Source organism: Streptomyces sp. NPDC059900, assembly GCF_050270335.1.
Lineage (GTDB): Bacteria > Actinomycetota > Actinomycetes > Streptomycetales > Streptomycetaceae > Streptomyces.
Map to the genome: position 1 here is coordinate 1 of NZ_JBNNJZ010000852.1, position 2,613 is coordinate 2,613.

Annotated in this window: 4 protein-coding genes and 1 pseudogene; 2 read left to right on the plus strand and 3 right to left on the minus strand. The window is 68.4% G+C overall.

The genetic code is table 11. The features are described from left to right. Positions 1 to 343 (plus strand): annotated as a pseudogene (locus ACQKIP_RS44890) (hypothetical protein); the annotation flags it as partial. Positions 344 to 1,036: 693 nt separating this feature from the next. Continuing rightward, positions 1,037 to 1,300, plus strand: a complete 264-nt coding sequence (locus ACQKIP_RS44895; RefSeq protein WP_365863638.1) for a hypothetical protein — start codon at positions 1,037 to 1,039, stop codon at positions 1,298 to 1,300. On the opposite strand, the gene ACQKIP_RS44900 is transcribed toward ACQKIP_RS44895, so the two are convergent. The 3 genes from ACQKIP_RS44900 to ACQKIP_RS44910 form a co-directional block, all read right to left on the minus strand. Then, entirely contained in the window at positions 1,297 to 1,545 is a 249-nt protein-coding gene (locus tag ACQKIP_RS44900; protein ID WP_365863636.1) for a hypothetical protein, read from the minus strand. The genes ACQKIP_RS44895 and ACQKIP_RS44900 overlap by 4 nt on opposite strands. Positions 1,546 to 1,948: 403 nt before the next feature. Next, positions 1,949 to 2,212 carry a hypothetical protein gene (locus tag ACQKIP_RS44905; RefSeq protein WP_365863634.1) on the minus strand — a complete coding sequence of 88 codons (264 nt, stop codon included), beginning with the start codon at positions 2,210 to 2,212 and terminating at the stop codon, positions 1,949 to 1,951. Then, a complete protein-coding gene (locus ACQKIP_RS44910; RefSeq protein ID WP_427745637.1) occupies positions 2,209 to 2,433 on the minus strand; it encodes a hypothetical protein in 225 nt (74 codons plus the stop codon). Before ACQKIP_RS44910 ends, ACQKIP_RS44905 begins: the two co-directional genes overlap by 4 nt. Between the last annotated feature and the right edge of the window lie 180 nt (positions 2,434 to 2,613).

The window sequence follows — 2,613 nt, forward strand, 5'->3', positions numbered from 1 at the left end:
GGCCGCACCCGTGCCCGGCACCAACGCGGCGTTAGCCTCGTGCATCACAGACCGCAACTGGGGCGGCAACATCAAGTCCCAGTACGGCTGCACGCACTACGACCTGCCGAACGGCGCGGCCCAGGTGTTCGGCATCGGAGCGGACGGCGCGATCTGGACGCGATGGTCACGGACGAACGGAACGCTCAGCTCCTGGACCTCGCTCGGCGGCCAGGGGCGCAGCACGGTCTACGCCGACGGCTACGGCTGGGCCATCACCCTCAGGGTGATCGGGACGGACGGCAATTGGTGGTACAACAACCGCGGCGGCACCCCCAGCGGCGGCTGGAGCGGATGGCACTGACCAACCCGGACGGCGCCTGGCCCTCGTAAGGCCCTGCGGTCGGCTTTCTGGCGACGCCCCGCCGGCGAGCCGACCACGGCCACGAGCCTCCCGCCGCTGCACGATCGGTCCGGCGGGCCACGCTCGGGCGTGCGGTCGGCCCGATAATCGATCACGAGGGGCACCTGGCAGCCGTCAGCTGCCAGGTGCCCCTCGCCACGTCAGCGGTGGCCAGACTTCGCAGCCGAAGTCGTCGGCTTCCGCCGTCTGCTCAGACCTGGAAGGACGTGTGCGGCAGCGCGGCCTTGTCCGGAGGGACCAACTCCACCTCGATGGGCGGGCGTTCCGCGGCGACGTCTGGGTCAGATGCCCGTACGCCTACGGGGCGGGCAGCCCCCGGTTTGCATACTGCGACGCACCCAAGGTGACTGTGGCCTGCACGCTTCCCGAGCCGTAGGTTTCGGAGCGCTGGTGGGGCACAAGCACTCATAGTGCTGCGCCGCACCGGCCCCGTACTCGCCTGAAGAGAGACCGCGGCCCTGCCTGACAGTTTTGCGTGGATCGCCGATGCGTGGTGCTCCGCCAACCCGGACGCCAGCGACCGGTATATCACCTGTGTCCGTGGCCTCAGTCCGCAGCATCTTGCCGAGCGCATGGCCGATCATGATCCGGTCGAGGTCCGCTCGGCTGTCACCCCAGGAAGCATCCGCCACCGTGGACTTGGCAGGGGTCTACTGCGTAGGGCGCATCGGCCGGGCCGGCAACTGGTCGTTCATCGTGGAGAGCGGGGGCAGCGAAGGCTGGGCGCTGGATCCGGCCGTCTCCCACGGCGCCGAGGTGCTGATCTTCGATCCGCGCCCGGACGACCCGCCCGCCTTCTTCAGCTACCACGCCGACGGCGAAGTACAGCTGCACTTCGAGCTGGGTGCCGGCTACGACCCCGCCGGAGCCCGGCCCAACAAGCCGCAGGTCACCTAGCCAGCCCGACCGAGGCTGATGAGGTCGGGCAGAAGCAAGAGAGATCCGACCACGATCCAGCCTCCGCCCACGATCCTGAGCGTCCTCGGCGTCGCGGATCCCGTGAACGGCATCTGTCGCGCAACGAGGTCGAAGAACCTTTCAGCCGCCCCCCGCACGTTCAGAGCGAGCACGAAGCCGGCGACGATGAAGAGGCCAGCACCGATCCACAAGATCCATATGTCGTCGGTGGCCGACTCGCTCACCACGTCTCCCCACCCCCAGAACCGGACAGCTTCGTAATCCCAACCTACTCATCCGACGCAGGTCCCTGGCCGCCTACACGGCCATAGCATGGGGAATTACGCGAACTTACCCCTGGGGAAATACGCGATCGTCCACACCTGCCCGCCGTCGTGACCCGCACAGCACCCCCGCTCTCCTGGTAGCGACTGCCTGGAGAAGCGGATGCGGACCCTATAGGCCTGCGGGAGGCCTGCACGACGGGCTGCACCTGCCCCGGCACGGCATCACGGTGATGGCCGAACTCGAGCACTACGCCGACAGGAGGAAGGCGTATCGGTGCACGGACGAGGGCGGCGGGCTCCAGAGGCCACGGCCGCACGAAGGCCCACGCTCCGGATCGCTCCGAGCGAGGCTTCGTGTGCGTCACTCGCCGAGTGGGTCGTAGATTCGCACGACGGTGACGGTGACCTCGGTGTCATTCAGGGTGATCACGACGATGAGGCGGGTGAGCCCGGCGGTCCGCATGCGCACCGGGCTGTCCGGGACTTCCAGGCCGTAAGGGTCGGTGATCTGTTCGGGCTCGACAGGGAGCCGGTCGAAGAGGGCGATGAGCTCGGCTTGGTCGCTCAGCGGCAGGTCGGCGATCTGGCGCCGGATGCTGGGCGGGACGATGAGCTCAAAGGTCACGCCGCGTTAGTCTGCCGCTTCTTCACGTTGTCGCGCAGCTGGTTGAGGAAGTCTCCGGTGCCGCCGTCATCGGCGTACTCGGCCGGCAGCTGACCCTCGTGCGTCCTCGCGTACTCCAGGACGGCTTCCAGGTCGGGGGCTACATTGGCGCGCCACTGTTCGACGAAGCGCTGCCAGCGGGCGAGCACGCCCGGCAGGTCGGGCAGCGGGGTGAGGTGCACCGCGCGCAGGAAGTTCTGCCGGGTGTCCGCGTTTGGGATGGCGTGCGCGATGGCGTCGATGGTCCACGGCTGGTCGCTCAGGCCGTCCTCCCGGCTGCGGATTCACGGATGATGATTCCGGTTGACAGTCGGATCGTACCGCCCGGCCGGGCGGGCGGCCGGGGTACACGGGGTTAGCAG